The sequence below is a fragment of the Hydrogenivirga sp. 128-5-R1-1 genome (assembly GCF_000171895.1).
Window position 1 is genome coordinate 1 of sequence record NZ_ABHJ01000010.1, and the last position, 17,961, is coordinate 17,961.

A 17,961-nucleotide genomic window follows, 5' to 3' on the forward strand; every position below is an offset into this window, starting at 1 on the left:
ATCCTCCGAGGTAGTCAAATACTCCCCCAAGGAGTGTAAGGTAGTTGACAGAATACCCGTCTATTACTCCATAGGTCACCTCGTCATACCCGGTGGAGACTCAGCTAAACCCTGGGGTAAGTACCTGATAGCCATGAACAAGATAACCAAAGACAGGTACCTGCCCACAGGTCCCGAGCTACCCCACGCAGCCCAGCTGATAGACATAAGCGGTAAGAAGATGAAGATGCTCCTTGACTTCCCCACCCACGGAGAGCCCCACTACGCCCAGATGATACCCGCCGAACTCGTGGTCAAACACCAGAAGAGGATTTACGACCTTGAGAAGAACGAACACCCTTACGCCGTGAAGTCAGAGGACGAAGCTATCAAGAAGGGAGTGGTTAGAAAGGGCAGAGAGGTTCACATATACATGAGCGCCATAAGGTCTCACTTCACGCCCGACAACATAGAGGGTATCAAGGTTGGAGACACCGTTTACTTCCACGTCACCAACATAGAGCAGGACTGGGACATACCCCACGGATTCGCCATGTTCGGGGCTAAGGCTCCCAACGTGCTCATAATGCCCGGTGAGACCTTGACGATAAAGTGGAAGCCCGAGAAGCCCGGAGTTTACCCCTTCTACTGCACGGACTTCTGCTCTGCCCTGCACCAGGAGATGCAGGGATATGTGAGGGTGTCTCCGAGGAAGGCTAAGGTAAGGCTCTGCTGGTGGACGGGCGATAAAAAGAAGTGTGCCGACTGATCAGGAGGTTGTGATATGAATCTGATTTCCCGAGGGCTCCTCGCCCTCGCTTCTTTACTTCTCATCGGGGTTTTCTTCGTGCCACTCTGGAAGATAACCCTTACAGCACCGCAGTATCCAGAAGGTCTGGGGATGCTTATATGGGTGAACGATATAACCGGCGAGAAACCCCACGACCTTTACAACATAAATCTCTTAAACCATTACATAGGAATGAAGTACATAGAGCCGGAGAAGATACCCGAGCTCAAAGTTATGCCCATCATATTCGGGTTTATGGTGATCCTCGGACTCATAGGAGCTGTGACGGGAAAGAGGAAGATACTCAAGGTGTGGGTTTTGCTCTTTGTGGTCTTCGGAGTGCTCGGGATAATTGACTTCTACAGGTGGGAGTACGATTACGGGCACAACTTAGACCCGAACGCACCCCTAAAGATACCGGGACTCGCTTATCAGCCTCCCCTTATAGGCTGCAAAACGCTCCTGAACATGCAAGCTTGCTCCTGGCCCGACACGGGTGCATACATAGCTGTGGTGTCTCTGGTGCTGGGTGTATTAGCCTTAGTTGTCAGCAGATTGGGCGAGCGGACGACTTCCTATGAGGCGGTGCAGACATGAGGTCCCTTCTGCTCCTTCTGCCCCCCCTTTTCCTCTTCTTGCTCTCCTGTGAGACGAGCCCGAACCCAGAACCCATAGAGTACGGCAAGGATTCCTGCGCCTTCTGCAGGATGATAATAGCGGACGCTGGATTCGCCGCGGAGCTCAAAACCAAAAAGGGAAAGGTTTATAAGTTTGATGCGATAGAGTGTATGGCAGCCTTCGTGCTCAGCGGGCAGGTTAAGAGGGAAGACATACTCGCTCTGTGGGTTTCGGACTTTGCCAACAAGGGAAAGCTCTTCAGAGTTGAAGAGGTCAAATTCCTCGTGAGCGATAGGCTCAGGAGCCCTATGGGACTGAACATATCGGCTTTCAGTAATGAAGAAGACCTTCAGGTCGCTTACAGGAACTTTGGGGGTAGAATACTGACCTGGAACGAGGTTCTTGAGTACGTGGGAGAGAAATGGAAGGAGAAGATTTCAAGAGCGGGGACGCGGCAGCACTCACACTGATACTCCTGTTTGTCCTTACCTCCTTTTCGGCTACACTTGAGGTGTGTCCAGGTTGTCCCGTCAGCGGTATAAAGGAAGCCATCAGTATTGTACGGGAGGGAGACACCATCGTGGTCAGAGGGGGAACCTACAGGGAAGGAACCATAGAGATAAATAAGCCTCTGACCCTGTTGGGAGAAGGCAAACCCCTCCTTGACGGTGAGGGAAAGCACGAGGTCGTCAGGATAAAGGCAGACAGGGTTACCCTTAAGGGTTTCAGGGTTATTAACTCCGGCAGGAGTGAGGTTGAAGACATAGCCGGCATAAAGGTGGAGGGTGTAAGGGACTGCCTGATAGAGGGCAACCTCCTTGAGGACAACTTCTGGGGGATATACCTTGCAAAGGTTGAGGACTGCAGAGTTGTGGGGAACGAGGTGAAGGGTCCCTTTAAAGTAGGGGAAGCCTACTCCGGGAACGGGATACACATATGGCACTCAAAAAGGATACTGGTAAAGGACAACTACATAACGGGGCACAGGGACGGGATATACTTTGAGTTCGTGGAGGACAGCCTTATAGAAGGGAACCTTGCGGAGGGGAACTGGCGGTATGGACTCCACTTCATGTTCTCTCACAGGGACAGATATATAAACAACACCTTCAGGAAGAACGGCGTTGGGGTCGCCGTTATGTACACCAAGAAGGTTCTCATGAAGGGTAACCTCTTTGAGGGACAGTGGGGAGGGGCGTCCTACGGATTGCTCCTCAAGGCGATAGATGACAGCCTCGTGGAGGGCAACGTGTTCCGCAAGAACACAGCGGGCATACTCATGGACGAGTGCCAGAGGACGGAGATAAAGAGAAACGACTTCATTGAGAACGGATGGGCTCTTCGGGTGTGGGCAAACTCCTGGAACAACGTTATAACCGGCAACAACTTCCTGGGCAATACCTTTGATGTGGCTACCAACAGCACGATGAACCCCAACAGGATAGAGGAGAACTACTGGAGCTCTTACAGGGGGTACGACCTCAACAGGGACGGCATAGGAGACATACCCTACAGACCGGTAAAGCTCTTTTCATACATAGTTGAGAACAATCCCTCGGCGGTGGTGCTCCTCAAGAGCTTCTTTGTAGAGATCCTTAACGTGGTGGAGGAGACCTTGCCCGCTGTCATATCCGTATCGGTAGAAGACCCAAGACCCCTAATGAGGAGGGTGAATTGGAAGCGATAGAGATCAAAGGGCTCAGCAAGAAGTTTGGAGACAGATACGCCCTCAGGGGCGTGAATCTGAACGTGAGATCCGGGGAGATAACGGCCGTGCTCGGACCAAACGCCTCCGGTAAAACGACGCTCCTCAAGTGTATACTGGGGCTCGTCCTGCCGAGCGAAGGTGAGGTCAGAGTTAATGGCAGGAACATAAGGGAAGGGCACGACTACAGGGGGGATATAGGCTACATGCCCCAGGAGCCAAGTTTCCCCGAGAACCTTACACCCAGAGAGCTCCTGAGTCTCTTGTCGGAGGTTAGGAGGCGCGACCCGGCGGAGAACGTAATTAGGCTCGTTGAACTCTTCGGGCTCGGGGATTTTATGGACAGACCCGTCAAGTTCCTCTCGGGCGGAACGAAACAGAAGGTAAGCGCCCTCATAGCCCTGACTTACGAGCCCTCCATACTCATCCTTGACGAACCCACCGTCGGGCTTGACCCCGTGGCAAGCTCAAAGCTCAAAGAAGAGATAGTATCTCAGAAAGAGATGGGAAAAGCTGTCCTGCTTACATCCCACATAATGAGCGAGGTGGAGGAGCTCTCGGACAGGGTTGTTCTACTGATAGAGGGACACCTTAAGCTGGAGAGCTCAGTAAGGGAACTGAAGGAAAGGACTGGCGAGAGCACCCTGGAGAGGGCTATAGCGAAGCTCATGGAGGAAGGTCTTGATTGAAACGATAAAGCTGTTCTACGCAGACCTGAAAAACCTGCTCCGTATAAAGTGGCTCTGGTTTTACCTCCTTTCCCTCGTAGGTGGCACATTTCTCTTCCTTTACATGAGCGACGACCTTGCAAAGGTCGTTCTCAGCCTGCTGAACGTCACCCTCCTCATAGTTCCCCTCGTGACAGCCTTCTTTGCCATAACCTACTTTTACGATTCAAGGAACTTTATGAAGTTCTTGCTCACACAGCCGGTAAGCAGGAAGAGCGTTTTCCTCGGAAAATTTTTCTCCCTATCAAGCTTCATGAGTATGCTCTACCTTCTGGGAGTGACGATCCCGCTTCTTGGAAGGCTCTTAGGCTCTGAAGACAGAGGGCTTCTCGTAACCCTCATAGTTGCCGGAGCACTGCTCAGCTTTCTCTTCTCCTCCCTCGCCTTCCTGGTGGGTGTAGTCTTTGAGGACAGGGCTAAGGGGGTTAGCTTCCTTCTTGGTCTGTGGCTCTACCTCGCCCTGCTGCACGACGGACTCATACTCACGGTTATATACGTGTTCAGGGAGTATCCCCTTGAAAGGGTCGTCCTCGCCCTGACGCTTCTCAACCCTGTTGACCTCGCGAGGCTGCTCGTAGTCCTCAATCTGGACATAGCCGCCCTGATGGGTGTATCAGGAGCTATCTTTAAGGAGTTCTTCGGTTCTGGGATAGGAATGCTGGTGGTGGCCGTGAGCATGCTTGTCTGGATCGCAGTTCCCACAGCCCTCTCGCTATTCCTATTCAAGAAAAAAGACCTGTAGGAGGTGCCTCTATGCTCTATGCCCTGATCTTGGTGATCTTGCTGTCCTCCCTGTCCTGTGAAAGGAGGGAGAACGCGAGCTTTGAACCAGCCAAAGTTAAGGAACTGGTGGGGATAAAGGGCTGCCCTTACTGTCACGACATGAGTAGAAAGCTCCTGGGACCTTCGTTCACCGACATAAGCAGGAGGTATTCCGAAGATGAGCTTGATATCCTGGTAAACAGCATACTCAAGGGTAGCAGGGGAAAGTGGGGAAAGGAGGGCATGCCTCCTCAGAAGGTTACGAAAGAGGAAGCTGAGCTCATAGCCCGCTGGATAATCAGCCTCAAACATGAGCTGGATTAGTTGATAAAACTGCGTTTTAAGAATATAATCTAATTTAAGATGATTTATTCAGATACAGTCAGGTACGCGCTTCTTGCCCTTGCATACCTTGCACTGCACAGGGATAGGCTCGTGAAGGCGGACGAGATAGCCAAAGCGCAGAACATCCCCAAACCCTTCCTTTCAAAGATACTCCATGAACTCGCCCGGAGGGATGTCCTCCATTCTGTCAAAGGACCCAAGGGGGGTTTTGCCCTGAAAACCGACCCGGAAAAGCTGACTATGTGGGATGTGGTCTCCCTTATGGGTGAGGATTACAGGTTTCAAGCCTGTGTGCTCATGCCCGACAAGTGTGAGGTTTACGAGACCAACCCCTGCGTGGTTCACCACAGGTGGGAAAAGCTCAAGAGGAAGATAGTTGACTTCCTAAAGAATACTACTATAGCAGACCTCGTCAGCGTTGAGGAAAGACATCTCGCTGACCTGCTTTCTTAAAGAAGAGAGCCGTTCCTGAAGATAGATTTAAAAAGAGCCAGCCAAAGGATACAGCGTAAGAGACCGCACAGATAAACCATAGAACCTCAAACCCTGAGAAGAAGGAGGTCAGGAGGAGCAAGACCGAAACCCAGTGCATGTAGAACTGAATCCAGACCTTCTTAGGTCTTATCACTTCGTGCATGGTGGGTGCGTCTGGAACGCCCATGTTGGAGAGGTGCAACCATACGAGGAAGGGTATTATCCTGTACATCATCGCCAGTATTATGCTGTGAACGAACACCCCGTAGAGGAGTAAGAACAGGAGGAAGCCCTTTGAGCCAAAGTCCACAAATGGGTATAGGAGCATAGAGGCTGTCAGGAAGAGCATACCCGTGTACCAGAGGCTTATGAGCGGGTCGGGTATCTTCCTCCTCCTCTCCCGAAGTCTAACAACGATAAAGAAGGCGAAGGATATAAAGAGGAGGGAGAGAAGAGCCTTAAACAGCCACCACTCCAGAACTATATACAGAAGTAGTAGCGCCACAACTACCGGATGGAAGGCGTTGGCGTAGCGTTTAGGATAGGGAGGGGTAACGAAGAACATCTCTATTACCTGGAAAGCCACAGATGCTATGAGGATACCTACCCAGCCGAAGAGCATGAAGCTGAAGTGAGCCTCGGCGAACCGGAGGTAGTTTATCTCCAACTTGCCCAGCAGACTCGTCACGAGAGCCATACCGACCAGAGTGCCCGCAATGAAGGAGCCGAGGGCGTACCTCATTCCCATGGAGGTGGGAGTGTAGCTCTTGAGCTTGAACAGCTTGTAAAGCATGAGGGGTGCTATGAACAGCACGCTGAGGGCAACAAGTATCAGCCCCGAACTGAGCAGGAGTTTGTTTCCGTAAAGGAACCCAGCCACGAGGAGGAGCGTACCCGAGAGGAGCGTTATGTGGGTGTAAGCAGCCTTGGGGAGGGGGTTCTCTATTACAGCCCCGGCAACCACGGGGAGCATCTGAAATAGGGCACCAACCATAGTCATGGCGGCAAAACCGAGGGTGAAGATATGAACGAGCGCCTGAAGGCTGAACTCTCCGCTCAGGAGCATGCATAGGGATAGTATAGAGCCACCGAGACCCAAGATGGAGGCGGTTATGAAGAAACGGGCTACTATGCTGAAGGGAGGAGCGTAGAGGAGGGAGAGCGCCCCGGGAGTCATACCTCACCCAGCTGGGACATCTTCTCCACGACTTCGTCGGAGGGAAGGTTCTGGTCTGTCATGGGGTAGAGAATCTGCTCCTCCTTCATGTTGTGCTGCTGTATCAGTATCATCAGGGACTCTCCGGCGGAAAGGAATTCGTCCTTGTTCTTCTCTTCCACAGCCCTGCCGAGCCTTTCAAGGAGCTCCCTCGCCTGATTGTGCTCCATCCTCATAACCTGAGTGGGACCCATGGTCATACCAGTCCTCTCCTCAAACTCGGGAAATAGAACCTCCTCCTCCTTTTCAAAGTGTAGCAGGGTCTTCTCCTTGAATTTCTCGTAGAGCTCCTTAGCCTTGTCCCAGTCACCCTTGAGGACAGCCTCCTCCGCTTCCGCGTAAAGGCGGTCACACTTCCTGTGCTCTTCTGTCAAATACTGCGCTATAAACATCTCTCACCTCCGCCTGAAGTAAGTAAACATTAGTTTAACGCCAAGCCTCCTTCCGTAAAAGGATTTAGCTCATGTTTAGCCATCTCCCAGAATGAAGAAACCCCTATCTTCGCTGTAAGTTATAGCGAGGCTCGTGGTGGGCTTGAGCTCTCTGCTGAGCCTGAAGCTCTTCACCTTTTCGGGGTTGGCGGTCTCCACCAGCCTGAGCTCAAAGCTGTGCCTTCCCGGCTCAAGGATGAACTCCTCGTAGACGTAAATTGAAGAGTCTCTCCTCATACCCCTCGGGTCGTATTTCTTCTTTATCAGGGGCTTGCCGTCAACGAGCAGCGTAACCTCAATAGGAGACCTTTCCACGGCTATGTTCTGAACTGCCTGCATGTGCTTGAGTTTGCTGTAAGCCTTGCCCACCTTCTTGACCGGCGATGAACGGTACTTGAAGGTTATCACGGCTAAAGCCTTGTCGGTTGGGTAGAACTCTATCCTGTCCGTTGTTAGAGGGTAGAAGCTCAGGAAGGGTAGGAGCAGAATCAGGGGAGCGAATACATGATTCAACTTCCTCGGAGCAACTATCTTCACGTCCTCTGGAAAGTCCCCACTCCTTATCTCTTCCAGGAACTTATCAACCTCAGACCTCACGTCGGCAACGCTGGGTGCTTCTATAAGCCTGACCCTTCCCCTGCCTATCCTCTTCAGGAGCTTGGGTTTTCTCTCGCCCAGAAACCTCTCCTCAGTCCACTCAACACCCTCCCTGAAGTAGCAGTCTGGACCGTCGCAGGATATCAGAAGGACGCCTCCGGCGTGTTTCAAGAAGTCCCTTATCCAGACCGTATTGAGTGCACCCGCACAGGGCAGTGTGTACACCCTGAGCCCGTTCCTCTCGTCCACCTGGGCGCTGAAGGGACACCTGAAGACCAGAAGTTCCGGTCTCTGAAGTTCAACCTCCTTGAGTATCCCTTCGTAGGGAACCGTATCTATCACGTTGGCGTTGTAGTTGCAGGAAGCCACACATATACCGCAGCCCGCACACTTGTCCTCTATGACGTAAGCCTTCTCCTCTTCGGGGGATATCCTCTTCATGTAGATAGCCTCGTAAGGGCAGTCCTCAAAGCACTGCCTGCACCCCTCACATCTGTCCTCAATCACGCTCGCAGGGGGATTTCTCCTGCCCTTTATGAGCCAAGGGAAAACGGTGAGAAACCCGAAGAACCCCAGAAAGGCTGCCCAGTTGAGAGATAGGGGAAGAACTTTGAAGAGGGGAAAGCCCGTCAGGTAAAACCAGTCAAGGCTCATCGCGAAGGGAACCTTGCCGAGGTCTGCGGGAGGGTCGCTCCTGGCGGGAAACACGATCGCCATACCCACCGTATAAAGGGTAAGCAGTACCATGAGGTATCTCGGTGGGAACAACCTCGGTCTTGATATCCTCATGACGTGAACCCACAGGGTAAAGAGCAGGAGTATGGTCACAGCTATATGTCCGAATAGGAGTATCCTGAAGAGACCACCGAGGTTCTTTATATCGCTGCCAAGAAACGCACTCATAAGTGCGTGTCCGAATATGGGGATCACGCTGAAGAACTTGGCTGTCAGGAGCCCCGTCAGCTGGGCTCTCTCATCCCAGACGAGAAGGTACCCTGAGAGCCCTATAACTATGAATATTAAAAGGGTACCGACGCCCGATACCCAGGCGACCCACCTGAAGAGCCTGAACCTGTCGGTAAATATCATGTGGAGCATGTGAAGCACGGCGAACAGGATCAAACCATCTGAAGAATATCTGTGGACTCCCCTCATTACGTTTCCGAGGAAAGAGGAGGATATGTTTTCTACGGACTGGTAGGCTCCTTTGGGGTCAACATCGTAGAACAGGAATAGATAAACTCCGGATATTACGTCTATTATCAACAGAAATATGGTTATTGCTCCCAGGTAATAAATAGGGTTCAGCCGGGAAGAGTAGACTTTACTCAGAGCGTAGGACAATCTTTGCATAAACCTGTAGGTAGGACTAACGCTCACGAGTTCAGCAGCCACGGGGCACCTCCCTGACGAAAGTAATTACACACTCACGCATACTCTTAACATAATAGGAAAAAGAGATTAATTAATCATTAAAAATTTTTATGGATATATTAAGAAGGATTTATAGAAAAATGACTAAAAGGTCGTAAACTAACTTATAGGTGAGTGAATAAACATTTACGGAGGTGCCGGGATGAGTGAGGAGAGGAAAACGCCGTTCCTGCAGCTTGTCTTTGACGACTTCATCCTGCTGCTCTTCATAGGGGTGGCAGTGTATGCGGTCTCCTACCTAATATGGGGACTGATGGAGCTCGCTTGGCTCCCGCCTATACCTGACGAGATAAAGCAAGCGCTTTTAGGGAGGTGAGAGTCATGGCTATTCTTCCACCAGGTGAAGGTTGGTTCCACCAGAAGGTAGCTAAGGACGAGAAGATATGGATGGTGCTGGCGTTCATAATGTCCCTCTTTCTATTCTTCTGGATGATAGCGTGGCACGTTTACGCTGAACAGAACCCATCCTTCACGACCTACAGGACTACACCAGAGGAGTTTTACTCGCTGACGGAAGCCTTCATAAACAAGTACAAGGTTGGAGAGGAAAACGGTGTTCCCGTTGTTAAACCTCCTCCAGGAAGCGATGTTTTCCTCCTCGGACGCCAGTTCAGGTGGGAGCCTGTCCTCATACTGAAGAAGGGAGAGGAGTACAGGTTCCACATATCTTCCCTTGACGTCCTCCACGGGTTCTCCATACAGCCTGTAAACATGAACTTCATGGTCTTTCCCAAGTACGACTACGTCTTGACCTTCAAACCCACCTCTGCTGGTGAGTACGCAATAGTCTGCAACGAGTTCTGCGGTATAGGGCACCACATGATGATAGGGAAGATAATCGTTGAAGAGTAGGGAGGTGAAAGTTATGGCTGTAGCTGTTGAAGGTGGTGAAAAGTGGTTCAGAACCTGTGATGTTACAGGTTTTAAGGTTGACGTAAGGGCTGAGAAGATAGCAAGGCTTAACGCGGTAGTCGCCGTCGTTTCCTTCCTGATAGCTATAATTGCGGCACTTCTGCTCGTTTTAACGAGGTGGCAGCTTTTCCACGTACTCCCCGTGGACTGGTACTACAGGATACTTACGCTGCACGGGTTGGACGCCCTCGTGTTCTGGATAATCTTCTTTGAGCTTGCAGCTCTCACCTTTGCATCAACCGCCTTCCTTAACACGCGTATGTCCTCGCCAGCGGCAGGATGGCTCGGAACGGGGTTAGCCATAGTCGGTTGGCTCATGGTCAACTACACCATACTCACTGGCAACGCGGACGTCCTGATGACATCCTACGCACCTCTCAAAGCTCACCCGCTCTTTTATCTGGGAATGATACTCTTCGCTGTGGGTGCCCTTGTGCTCGTGGTAGTGTTCTTCGCCAACCTGATGATATGGAGGAGGGAAAACCCCGGTCAATCTCTACCTCTCTTCGTCTACGGGCTCATGGCGGCGGCGATAATAGCCGTCATAACCATAGTCTCCGGTGCGATAATCTACATACCGACCTTCCTATGGTCTCTGGGGATAATCTCCGACATAGACCCAGCCGTTTACAAGCTTATATGGTGGGGGCTCGGTCACCCGTCCCAACAGATAAACGTTGCGGCGCATGTGTCCGTGTGGTATCTCCTCGCCTTCCTGACCGTTGGAGGAACCTCTATAAACGAGAAGATAAGCAGGTTCGCCTTCGTGCTTTACATAGTGGCTATAAACGTTGCTTCCGCTCATCACCTTCTCGTTGACCCGGCCGTGAGTCCGGTCTGGAAGGTTTGGAACACGAGCTACGTAATGTATCTGGCTGTCTTCGCTTCCATGATCCACGCCTTTGCGGTTCCCTCGGCGATAGAGGTCGCTCAGAGGAGAAGGGGCTTCACGAAGGGACTCTTTGAGTGGCTCAAGGCTGCTCCTTGGGGTAACCCAGCCTTCTCAGGACTGATGCTCTCCATGATAATCTTCGGCTTCATAGGCGGTATAACGGGCGTCGTCAACGGAATGGAGCAGACCAACATAATAGTTCACAACACCATATCCGTCCCCGGACACTTCAAGGGTGCTGTGGTTGGAGGAACCGTCCTCGCCTTCATGAGCGTGACCTACTACCTCATACCCCTGCTCTTCAGGAAGAAGATAGCCTTCTACGGGGTCTCCAAGTTTGTCCCGTGGCTCTTTGGTATAGGGATCGCCATACTCGCAGTTTCCATGTACATACTGGGAGCCTTCGGTGTTCCCAGGAGGCACTGGGACATCACCTTCTCGGGAGGACCCTTCACCTACACCTTCAACCCGGTCACCGACTTCTTCTGGGCTCTCTTCGGGCTCGGAGGCATACTGGCGGTTCTTGGAGCTCTGATATGGATAATCCAGGTTGTGGTTTCCGTATTCTTCGGTAAGCCCTTCAACGGTCCCCAAGACCTGCAGATCCCCATAGCCGAACCGCCCCCTCCCGCAAAGGAAGAGGAGGGCAAGTTCGTTGCACCGGGAACCTTCGCCCTCGTCCTGCTCTTCATAGTTACCTTCATAATCTTCGTGGCTCTGAACTACGGATGGCTTTCAGCTATGTGGGAGGTCAAGTAACCCATGGCTCCCCTCCTTGCCTCCCTTCTTTTCCTTCTTTCCCTTTCCTTCTCCGAGGACTTGACCCCGAAGGCTGACTTCGTCCTCGGTAAGAGGGTACCCGATGTCGTGCTCACGACTTCAGAGGGCACGCAGGCGAAGCTATCCGAGCTCTCCGGGGGAAAACCTGTTCTTATGAGCTTTGTGTATACGAGGTGCACCTCGTCCTGTCCGGTTATAGTCCAGCGCTTGAAGAGAGCTCTTTCAGAGCTGGGTAGGAGTGATTACACAGTTCTGCTCGTTGACTTTGACGAGAGGGACTCAGTCTCAGAGTTGAGGGATTTCGTAAAGCAAAGAGGCATAAAGGAGCCCAACTGGAAGGTGGTTTTAGCCAGAGGAGATGAGCTCATACGTCTTACAAGGGCTGTTGATTTCAAGTTTTATTACGATGAGAAGACTGATATGTTCGCCCACCCCAACGTCCTGGTGGTGGTGTCGCCCGACATGAGAGTGTCCGGCTACGTCTTAGGGCTCTCCTACGACCCCGACAAACTTTCCTCCTTGATAGCCTCCGCCGCGTCCGGCAGGATCAGCCTGAACCCAATAAAGGGGCTGCTGCTCAGGTGCTTCAGGTATGACCCTATAACGGGAACGTACTCTATAGACTGGTCTTTCGTAGCTATGCTCCTCGGAGGTTCCCTTCCCTTAGCCCTCATGTTCTACTTCGTCGTCTTTAAGAACGTTGTCACAGGCATAAGGAGGTTCCCGGCATGAGGAACCTCTTCTTAGAGAATATTTTTGAGTTTGTGGTCATTAACGGATTGACACTCGGCATGAGTGAGTGCATATTTACTTGTATGACATATATCAGGAGTAGGAGGTGTGGTCATGAAGCTCTTTAAACTCGGCCTTTTGGCTGGTGCGCTGTCGTTGGGAGTGATCTTACCCGCAAAGGCGGGTGGCGTTCCGAAGCTCACACCCGAAGAGATGAAGAAAGCCACCCAGATGTACTTTGACAGGTGTGCAGGGTGTCACGGAATGCTGAGGAAGGGAGCAACGGGACCCGCGCTAACGCCCGACATAACACGCCAGAGAGGTCTCAAGTATCTGAAGACGATAATCACGAACGGAACGCCGGGAGGTATGCCCGACTGGGGCAGGCAGGGGATACTCTCCAAGAAGGAGATTGACCTGATAGCGAGATACCTTATGCACGAACCCCCGGAGCCACCCCTGATGTCTCTCGCGGAGATGAAGAAGTGGTGGAAGGTTTACATTCCTCCAGAGGCGAGACCCACAAAGCCCCAGCACAAACTTAACTGGAAGAACTTCATGGGCATAATACTCAGGGACGTAGGAAAGGTCGCCATAGTTGACGGAGACACGAAGAAACTCGTTAGCATAGTTGACACGGGTTTCGCCGTTCACATATTCCGTTCCTCCGGAACCGGCAGGTATTTCCTCACGATAGGGAGGGACGGAAAGGCTACCCTAATAGACCTCTGGCTGAAGAAGCCCGATAAGGTCGCGGAGGTCAAGGTCTGTTACGACGCGAGGTCTATAGACACGAGCAAGTACAAAGGACCCAAGGGAGACTACATGGACAAGCTCGCCATAGTGGGATGCTACTGGCCTCCCAGCTTCGTCCTCCTTGACGGGCAGACCCTGGAACCCCTGAAGATAATTGACACGAGCGATTACACCTGGGACACCAACGAGTACGTAAGGGAAGCGAGGGTCGCTTCAATAGTTGCCTCCCACCACGACCCCGAATGGATAGTCAGCAACAAGGAGCCCGGAAAGGTTCTCATAGTTAACTACAAAGACCCCACCAACATAAAGATGCACCTGATAGATGCAGAAAGGTTCCTTCACGACGGTGGTTGGGACCTGTCCAAGAGGTACTTCCTCGTGGCAGCCAACATGAGGAACAAGATAGTGGTAATAGACTCCGTGGAGAAGAAGTTCGTCGCAGAGGTGGAGACCGGTGTGAAGCCCCACCCCGGCAGAGGGGCAAACTTCGTTCACCCGAGGTTTGGACCCGTATGGTGCACGGGGCACCTGGGCTCCAACAACGTAGCCTGCATAGGAACAGACCCCGTAAACAGGTCAAGGTACGCCTGGAAGCTCGTGGGTAACGTTGAACTGCCCGGACCCGGAGGAGGAACCCTCTTTGTAAAGACCCACCCCAAGTCTCCTCACATCTGGGTTGACAGGACGCTGAGCGCAGATCCCAAACTCCAGAGACAGCTCTACGTGATAGACAAGGACAGCCTCAAGGTAATAAAGACCGTAAACGTTATAGAGGAACTCAGGAAGAAGGGTTATAAGAACATAGACGGAAGGGTCGTCCACCCCGAGTTTGACATGCACGGCAAGGAAGTCTGGGTATCCGTATGGGGAAGGAAGGACAAGCCTACCGCAATAGTGGTCTTTGACGATAAGACCATGAAGATAAAGAAGGTGATAACCGGGGACTGGGTAAGGACGCCCACCGGAATATTCAACGTCTACACCACAACCCACGACGTTTACTGAGGTGGGATAGATGGTTTCTCTCATCTCACCACGCTCCCTCGCCCCCTCCCTTTCCCTTTTCTTTTTTCTTTTTTCCTTCGCTGGAGATGGCAGGGAGCTATACCTCAAGCACTGTGCCCAGTGTCACCATGAGAGCAGGATAGGCAGGACAGCCCCGCCTCTAATTCCCCAATTCCTCAAGAGGAAGAGCGACGAATACCTCTTCAAGGTTATAAGGGAAGGGATACCCGCTACAACCATGGGATCCTTCGGCTATCTTTCCGACGAGGACGTAAGGAAGATCGTTGAGTTCATAAAGAGCCCCGTGGGAAGGATAGCCTACTCCCTGGAGGACATAAAGGAGAGCCGTTCGGATCTGGATAGAAGTCCCAGAGAGCTGAACCTGAAGGACGTAAACAACCTCATCGTGTTCGTTGACAAAGGCGCAAGAGAGATATGGGTGATGGAAGAGGACAGGGTGCTTGACAGGTTCTCCTTCGGAAACGTCCACGGGGGCGTTAAGTTCTCTCCAAAGGGCAGAAAGTTCTTCGTTCCTGCCCGGGACGGCTGGGTGCTCTCCTATAACCTGGAGGAGGGAAGACCGGAACGCAAGGCGAGAGCCTGCGTATATCTCCGGAACATAGCCCTCTCCTCGGACGGGAAGTATATCGCGGTCAGTTGCACGTTGCCTCCCTCTCTCGTGATACTGGACACCACGCTCAACCCGATCAGAAGGTTTGATCTCCCGGGAAGACCGAGCGCTGTATACGAAATCAGCAGGGAAAAGACTTTCGTCCTTACCTTCAGGGACATACCCAAGGTCGCGTTCTTTGATCCGGAGGGTAGGCTCACATTCGGAGAGATAGAGGAACCCTTGGAGGACTTCTTCATAGACCCACTGGAGGAATTTCTCATCGGTAGCTCCAGAAAACACGGCAAACTGGTGGTTTACAGGATAGAAGACCTCAAGAAGGTATTTGAGAAGAGGGTATCTGCATTACCCCATCTATTTTCCTCGGCTTTCTGGTATTCGGATGGGAACTTCTACTTCGCCACGAGGCACATAAACTCCACAAAGGTGAGCCTCTGGAAACTTTACGACTGGGAGCTCGTTAAAGAGATAGACACGGGAGGCAAGGGCTTCTTCGTGAGAACCTCTCCCGGCGTACCCGACCTCTGGGTGGATAACTCGGATCAGGGCTTCGTCCTTATTGACAAGAAGACCCTGCGGGTGAGGAGAGTGAACATCTCAGGTGGGGGAAAGGCGACCCACGTGGAGTTTGACCCAGAAGGCAGGTTTGCATACGTGAGCGTTGTAGGTAAAGAGGGGAAGCTCGTCCTTTACGACCCCATCAGGCTTAAAAAGCTGAAGGAGTATCCCGCATCGCACCCCGCAGGCAAGTACAACTACGTCCTTAAATCCCGCAGGCTCTACCCTTCCCTTATGGGCAGGGAGGTCTTCATGGCTAAGTGCTGGGGATGTCACCACACAACCCGGGAAGCCTTCGGTCCCTCCTTCAAGTGGATAGCCGAGCACAGGAGCAGGGAGCTTATAGCCTACCAGATACTTAACCCGGAAGAAACCGCCAGACTCCTCGGATACGAAAGGAACGCCATGCCAAAGATAGAGGTCTCTCCGCAGGAGCTGAGGGCGCTCCTCGTCTTTATAGAGAGCTTCAAGGGGGAAAGGGTCTATGCTGAGGGTAAGTGAGTACATAAGGAAGGCTTTGAGCGACGAACCTTACAGACCCTTTCCGGGTGTGATATTGATATGGAACCTTACGAACAGGTGTAACCTCTACTGCAAGCACTGCTACTCCTCAGCCAATCAGGAGACCAAGGGAGAGCTCTCCCTTGACGAGATCAGGAAGGTTGCGGACGACCTGGTCAACGAAAAAGTTCGCTTTGCCATACTCTCCGGTGGTGAACCCCTCCTCAGAGAGGATATATACGACGTATCCGCTATTCTAAGGGAGAAGGGCATAAAGACTTACCTCTCAACGAACGGGCTGCTTATAAACAGGGATAACGTGAAGCTCATAAGGGAGTCCTTTGACTACGTTGGTATAAGCATAGACGGGACTCCCGAGGTGCACGACCTCTTCCGGGGAAGGAGACACGCCTTTGAAGACGCCCTGAACGCCATAAGGCTCTGCCTGAGGGAAGGCATAAAGGTCGGCATGAGGTTCACGCTTTCACCCCAGACCTCCGAGAGCCTACCCTTCATACTTGACCTCTCCCGGGAAATAGAGGTGCCAAAGCTCTACATATCACACCTTGTCTACGCAGGCAGGGGGACACGGCTCGGGGAGGTTGAGAGGCGGGAGTACGCCAAGAAGGTAGAGCTGATGATGGATAAAGCCTTTGAGTTCTACGAGAGCGGTCTTGAGATAGACATAGTGACGGGCAACAACGAAGCGGATGCGGTGGTGCTTTACAGGAAGTTCAAGGAAAGGTACCCCCACAAAGCTGATAAGCTCTACGAAATACTAAAGTCTTGGGGCGGAAATCAGGCTGGCGTCAGGCTCGTCAACATAGACTACAGAGGAAGAGTTAAGCCCGACCCCTTCTTCTTCCACTCTGTAGGAGACCTCAGGGAGAGGAGTTTTTCGGAGATATGGAACTCCAACGGGATACTTACGCGCCTTAGAGAACACCCCAGGAGGATAGAGGGCAGGTGCTCAGAGTGCCCCTACATAGAAATATGTAACGGGAACTCCAGGGCGAGAGCTTACTTCAGCACGGGTAACTACTTTGGGGAGGATCCGGCATGCTACATCTGATACTGCTCGTCCTCGTCGCCCTCAGCTTCGCCCAGAAGATTTATGTAGTTGAGAGGGAAAGGGGAGCTGTGGCTGTAGTTAAGGAAGGTAAGGTCAGGGCTGAGATAGAAGGTCTCGGAAATACGAACCACGCGACCCTGAAGTTCTCAGGAAACTCCGCTTACCTTATAAGCAGGGACGGCTACCTCTCAAAGATAGACACCCTGCAGGACAAGCTCCTGAAGAAGGTTAAGGTGGGGGAGAGCTCCATAGGCTTCACCTTCTGTGGCAGCAGGGTAGCCGTTGCCAACTACGCACCCCATACAGTCCTCTTTCTGGACGAAGACCTGAAGCTCCTCAAAGAGGTGCAGACGGGCTCAAGGAACGTGGGCGTAAAGAGTTACAGGGACATGCTCGTTTTCTCTCTAATGGACAGGGACGAGGTCTGGGTTCTTAACTGCACGAATTTCAGAAAAGAGAAAGCTTTCAAGAAGGTAGGTAGCATGCCCTTTGACGCCCTGATATCGGGCAGCAGGTACATAGTGGGCTTCTTCAAGGAGAACGCCGTAGGCGTCCTGGACTTAGAGAAGATGAGTTTCAGGAAGGTGACCTTCGGTAGAGAGGGAAAGGAGGTCGTACTCAAGATTCCCCACTTCGGTCTCTGGGGGGTCTACGGGAGAACAGCCTACATACCGGGAGTAAGAGAGAGAAAGGTTCACGTGGTTGATATAGAGAGCTTTGAGTACCTGGGGTCTGTTGATACGATGGGTCTTCCCGTATTCGTGTCCGTGTCTCCGGACGGCAGGTTCATAGCGGTCAACTTCAGCGGGGACAAGGAAGACTACCTCGCGCTGATAGACAGAAAGACCTTAAAGGTGCTCAGGACGGAGAGGCTCGGCAGGAGGATACTCCACTTCAGGTTCACAGAGGACGGGAGACACATCTATCTATCCTCTTACTACGAGAACAGACTCAAGAAGGTTTCCGTGCCGGAGCTTGAGGTCTTGGAGGAAGTCCCCGTGCCCACGCCGTCAGGCGTCTTTATAAAGGGAGGTTGAGTC

18 protein-coding genes and 1 pseudogene are annotated in these 17,961 nt (G+C 52.1%); 16 read left to right on the plus strand and 3 right to left on the minus strand.

The features are described from left to right. The 8 genes and pseudogenes from HG1285_RS08315 to HG1285_RS08280 form a co-directional block, all read left to right on the plus strand. A pseudogene (locus HG1285_RS08315) lies at positions 1-748 on the plus strand (nitrous oxide reductase); the annotation flags it as partial. Positions 749-763: 15 nt separating this feature from the next. Continuing rightward, positions 764-1,366 carry a hypothetical protein gene (locus tag HG1285_RS08310; RefSeq protein ID WP_008287712.1) on the plus strand — a complete coding sequence of 201 codons (603 nt, stop codon included), beginning with the start codon at positions 764-766 and terminating at the stop codon, positions 1,364-1,366. Next, a complete protein-coding gene (locus HG1285_RS08305) occupies positions 1,363-1,857 on the plus strand; it encodes a nitrous oxide reductase accessory protein NosL (protein ID WP_008287713.1) in 495 nt (164 codons plus the stop codon). The genes HG1285_RS08310 and HG1285_RS08305 overlap by 4 nt, the downstream gene beginning before the upstream one ends. Next, complete coding sequence (locus HG1285_RS08300; RefSeq protein WP_008287714.1) at positions 1,809-3,074, plus strand: nitrous oxide reductase family maturation protein NosD; 1,266 nt, start codon at positions 1,809-1,811, stop codon at positions 3,072-3,074. Before HG1285_RS08305 ends, HG1285_RS08300 begins: the two co-directional genes overlap by 49 nt. Then, the gene (locus tag HG1285_RS08295) at positions 3,062-3,781 is read left to right on the plus strand and encodes an ABC transporter ATP-binding protein (protein ID WP_008287715.1); all 720 of its coding nucleotides are present in this window, start codon (positions 3,062-3,064) and stop codon (positions 3,779-3,781) included. Before HG1285_RS08300 ends, HG1285_RS08295 begins: the two co-directional genes overlap by 13 nt. Next, positions 3,774-4,562 (plus strand): ABC transporter permease subunit, encoded by a 789-nt coding sequence (locus HG1285_RS08290; RefSeq protein WP_008287716.1) that lies wholly within the window; start codon positions 3,774-3,776, stop codon positions 4,560-4,562. The genes HG1285_RS08295 and HG1285_RS08290 overlap by 8 nt, the downstream gene beginning before the upstream one ends. A gap of 11 nt (positions 4,563-4,573) precedes the next feature. Beyond that, positions 4,574-4,906 carry a c-type cytochrome gene (locus tag HG1285_RS08285; RefSeq protein WP_008287717.1) on the plus strand — a complete coding sequence of 111 codons (333 nt, stop codon included), beginning with the start codon at positions 4,574-4,576 and terminating at the stop codon, positions 4,904-4,906. A 39-nt stretch (positions 4,907-4,945) separates the two neighbouring features. Continuing rightward, positions 4,946-5,380 (plus strand): Rrf2 family transcriptional regulator, encoded by a 435-nt coding sequence (locus HG1285_RS08280; protein WP_008287718.1) that lies wholly within the window; start codon positions 4,946-4,948, stop codon positions 5,378-5,380. Here HG1285_RS08280 and HG1285_RS08275 read toward each other — a convergent pair. The 3 genes from HG1285_RS08275 to HG1285_RS08265 all read right to left on the minus strand — a co-directional run bounded on the left by HG1285_RS08275 (position 5,340) and on the right by HG1285_RS08265 (position 9,040). Then, positions 5,340-6,578 (minus strand): hypothetical protein, encoded by a 1,239-nt coding sequence (locus tag HG1285_RS08275; protein WP_008287719.1) that lies wholly within the window; start codon positions 6,576-6,578, stop codon positions 5,340-5,342. The genes HG1285_RS08280 and HG1285_RS08275 overlap by 41 nt on opposite strands. After that, the gene (locus tag HG1285_RS08270; protein WP_008287720.1) at positions 6,575-7,009 is read right to left on the minus strand and encodes a hemerythrin domain-containing protein; all 435 of its coding nucleotides are present in this window, start codon (positions 7,007-7,009) and stop codon (positions 6,575-6,577) included. The genes HG1285_RS08275 and HG1285_RS08270 overlap by 4 nt, the downstream gene beginning before the upstream one ends. Before the next feature lie 75 nt (positions 7,010-7,084). After that, positions 7,085-9,040, minus strand: a complete 1,956-nt coding sequence (locus HG1285_RS08265; RefSeq protein ID WP_008287721.1) for a cytochrome b N-terminal domain-containing protein — start codon at positions 9,038-9,040, stop codon at positions 7,085-7,087. 181 nt (positions 9,041-9,221) lie between these two features. Between HG1285_RS08265 and HG1285_RS19695 the strand changes: the two genes are divergently transcribed. The 8 genes from HG1285_RS19695 (at position 9,222) to HG1285_RS08230 (ending at position 17,958) form a co-directional block, all read left to right on the plus strand. Continuing rightward, on the plus strand, positions 9,222-9,395 hold the full coding sequence (locus tag HG1285_RS19695; RefSeq protein ID WP_008287722.1) for a hypothetical protein: 174 nt from the start codon (positions 9,222-9,224) through the stop codon (positions 9,393-9,395). Between the two features lie 5 nt (positions 9,396-9,400). Next, positions 9,401-9,931: a cytochrome c oxidase subunit II gene (locus HG1285_RS08260; protein ID WP_008287723.1), complete on the plus strand. Its 531-nt coding sequence runs from the start codon at positions 9,401-9,403 to the stop codon at positions 9,929-9,931. A 13-nt stretch (positions 9,932-9,944) separates the two neighbouring features. Then, positions 9,945-11,642 carry a cbb3-type cytochrome c oxidase subunit I gene (locus HG1285_RS08255; protein ID WP_008287724.1) on the plus strand — a complete coding sequence of 566 codons (1,698 nt, stop codon included), beginning with the start codon at positions 9,945-9,947 and terminating at the stop codon, positions 11,640-11,642. A 3-nt stretch (positions 11,643-11,645) separates the two neighbouring features. Continuing rightward, entirely contained in the window at positions 11,646-12,395 is a 750-nt protein-coding gene (locus HG1285_RS08250; protein ID WP_008287725.1) for an SCO family protein, read from the plus strand. 114 nt (positions 12,396-12,509) lie between these two features. Further along, positions 12,510-14,159, plus strand: coding sequence for a nitrite reductase (locus HG1285_RS08245; protein WP_008287727.1), 1,650 nt, complete (start codon positions 12,510-12,512; stop codon positions 14,157-14,159). Positions 14,160-14,169: 10 nt separating this feature from the next. Beyond that, a complete protein-coding gene (locus HG1285_RS08240) occupies positions 14,170-15,849 on the plus strand; it encodes a cytochrome D1 domain-containing protein (RefSeq protein ID WP_008287728.1) in 1,680 nt (559 codons plus the stop codon). Next, positions 15,833-16,921: a radical SAM protein gene (locus tag HG1285_RS08235; RefSeq protein ID WP_008287729.1), complete on the plus strand. Its 1,089-nt coding sequence runs from the start codon at positions 15,833-15,835 to the stop codon at positions 16,919-16,921. Before HG1285_RS08240 ends, HG1285_RS08235 begins: the two co-directional genes overlap by 17 nt. Beyond that, on the plus strand, positions 16,909-17,958 hold the full coding sequence (locus HG1285_RS08230) for a cytochrome D1 domain-containing protein (protein ID WP_008287730.1): 1,050 nt from the start codon (positions 16,909-16,911) through the stop codon (positions 17,956-17,958). Before HG1285_RS08235 ends, HG1285_RS08230 begins: the two co-directional genes overlap by 13 nt. The last annotated feature ends 3 nt before the right edge of the window (positions 17,959-17,961 follow it).

Bases quoted from the DNA above. Each gene is read 5' to 3' on its own strand.
- HG1285_RS08310 (WP_008287712.1), top strand. From the start codon at position 764: ATGAATCTGATTTCCCGAGGGCTCCTCGCCCTCGCTTCTTTACTTCTC.
- HG1285_RS08305 (WP_008287713.1), top strand. From the start codon at position 1,363: ATGAGGTCCCTTCTGCTCCTTCTGCCCCCCCTTTTCCTCTTCTTGCTC.
- HG1285_RS08300 (WP_008287714.1), top strand. From the start codon at position 1,809: ATGGAAGGAGAAGATTTCAAGAGCGGGGACGCGGCAGCACTCACACTG.
- HG1285_RS08285 (WP_008287717.1), top strand. From the start codon at position 4,574: ATGCTCTATGCCCTGATCTTGGTGATCTTGCTGTCCTCCCTGTCCTGT.
- HG1285_RS08280 (WP_008287718.1), top strand. From the start codon at position 4,946: ATGATTTATTCAGATACAGTCAGGTACGCGCTTCTTGCCCTTGCATAC.
- HG1285_RS08275 (WP_008287719.1), bottom strand. From the start codon at position 6,578: ATGACTCCCGGGGCGCTCTCCCTCCTCTACGCTCCTCCCTTCAGCATA.
- HG1285_RS08270 (WP_008287720.1), bottom strand. From the start codon at position 7,009: ATGTTTATAGCGCAGTATTTGACAGAAGAGCACAGGAAGTGTGACCGC.
- HG1285_RS19695 (WP_008287722.1), top strand. From the start codon at position 9,222: ATGAGTGAGGAGAGGAAAACGCCGTTCCTGCAGCTTGTCTTTGACGAC.
- HG1285_RS08260 (WP_008287723.1), top strand. From the start codon at position 9,401: ATGGCTATTCTTCCACCAGGTGAAGGTTGGTTCCACCAGAAGGTAGCT.
- HG1285_RS08255 (WP_008287724.1), top strand. From the start codon at position 9,945: ATGGCTGTAGCTGTTGAAGGTGGTGAAAAGTGGTTCAGAACCTGTGAT.
- HG1285_RS08250 (WP_008287725.1), top strand. From the start codon at position 11,646: ATGGCTCCCCTCCTTGCCTCCCTTCTTTTCCTTCTTTCCCTTTCCTTC.
- HG1285_RS08245 (WP_008287727.1), top strand. From the start codon at position 12,510: ATGAAGCTCTTTAAACTCGGCCTTTTGGCTGGTGCGCTGTCGTTGGGA.
- HG1285_RS08240 (WP_008287728.1), top strand. From the start codon at position 14,170: ATGGTTTCTCTCATCTCACCACGCTCCCTCGCCCCCTCCCTTTCCCTT.
- HG1285_RS08235 (WP_008287729.1), top strand. From the start codon at position 15,833: ATGCTGAGGGTAAGTGAGTACATAAGGAAGGCTTTGAGCGACGAACCT.
- HG1285_RS08230 (WP_008287730.1), top strand. From the start codon at position 16,909: ATGCTACATCTGATACTGCTCGTCCTCGTCGCCCTCAGCTTCGCCCAG.